The organism is Actinocorallia sp. B10E7 (assembly GCF_039871655.1).
Classification (GTDB): Bacteria; Actinomycetota; Actinomycetes; order Streptosporangiales; family Streptosporangiaceae; genus Actinocorallia.
This window is the reverse complement of sequence record NZ_JBDPLZ010000027.1, coordinates 1-1,367: the sequence shown is the minus strand read 5'-3', so window position 1 is coordinate 1,367 and position 1,367 is coordinate 1. Positions and strand designations below refer to the sequence as shown.

The 1,367-nt window shown below is 63.7% G+C and carries 2 protein-coding genes; both read right to left on the bottom strand.

Going from position 1 to position 1,367, the window contains the following annotated elements:
* Nucleotides 1-903 (bottom strand): IS3 family transposase (locus ABGB12_RS34995; protein ID WP_347684837.1); only part of this gene is annotated, 903 nt, incomplete at its 3' end.
* The coding region (locus tag ABGB12_RS34990) for a transposase (protein WP_347684836.1) at nucleotides 900-1,367 on the bottom strand (468 nt) is incomplete at its 5' end. The genes ABGB12_RS34990 and ABGB12_RS34995, both read right to left, overlap by 4 nt.

Here is a 1,367-nt window from a genome sequence, read left to right as displayed (position 1 = left end):
GTTCAGCGTGGCTACCCGCGCGGTGTGGATCTTCGCTGCGGTTCCGTCGTGGACGGATGCGGGGGTGTGCATTCCGATGCCGGAATGGCGGTGTTCGTTGTTGTAGTAGTCGAAGAACTGGGCGCAAAAGACGCGGGAGTCTTCGATGGATCCGAACCGTTCAGGGAATGCCGGGCAGTATTTCAGTGTCTTGAACGCGGCCTCGGAGTAGGGGTTGTCGTTGGAGACGCGGGGGCGTGAGTGGGACTGGTTGATGCCGAGATTTGCGAGGAGTCCGGTGACGTTGTTCGAGGTCATCGAGGTGCCGCGGTCGGCGTGCAGATCGCGGGGGCCGATGCCGTGGTTGTCCTTGATGGCGCGTTTGATGAACTCTTTGGCGAGTTCCCCGCTCTCGCGGGGCCAGATCTCCCATCGGATCACTTTGCGGGAGAAGATATCGAGGATGACGTACAGGTCGTAGTAGACGCCGCGGACCGGTCCTTTCAGTTTGGATATATCCCAACTCCACACCTGGTCGGGGCCATCGGCATGCAGTTCGGGGATCTTCTTGGCCGGGTGGACGGCCTGGGCTCGGCGCTCCCCGCTCTGGCCGCGTTCGCGCAGCAGCCGGTACATGGTGGCCTCCGAGCACAGGTAGACGCCCTCGTCCAGCAGGATCGCCCGCACCTGACCGGGTGCCTTGTCGGCGAAGCGGGGCGAGTCCAGCACGGCCAGCACGTGCGCGCGCTCGTCATCGGACAACGCCGCCGGATGCCGGAAGGGCCGGCGCACACCCAGCACATGCGGCCTTGGGTTCCGCGTCCGGTAAACCGTGGAACGGGACCGGCCGAGGATCTCACACGCCCTTGTGGTGCCGACGGCCGATTCCAGTGAGGGAAAGTATTCCTCGAGGGCCTGGTTCAGCTCTCGTCGGAATCCGCGCTGCTTGAGATGTTCTCCAGCAGCGCGAATGCTTTTCCCGCGATATCCAACGCGGTCCGGGTCTTCCCCAGATTATCGGCCAGCCTCTCGTTCCGTGCCTCGAGTTTGGCCGCCTCTGCTTTGAGTCTCCTGTTCTCCGCCCGAAGAGCAGCGATCTCTTCGGATTCGGCGTCCTTCTTCGGCTTTCCCGTCGAAGACCCCAGAGTTCCGTTCTCCGCTTGCTTACGCCAGTGCTCGATATGCGAGTGGTAAAGCCTCTCGGCACGCATCAGGGCGCCGCGTTCCGCACTTCCCTCGGGCAGAGCGTCGTAGGCCGCCAGGATCCGGGCCTTGTAGGCCGCGGTGAACGTCCGCCGCTTGGGCCGGCTCGGCTTCTCATCGGTCACTCGACCATCCTGCCCTCTCATGGCGGCCTGGTCGGCGAGGGTCATCGTCACTGTCCTGAT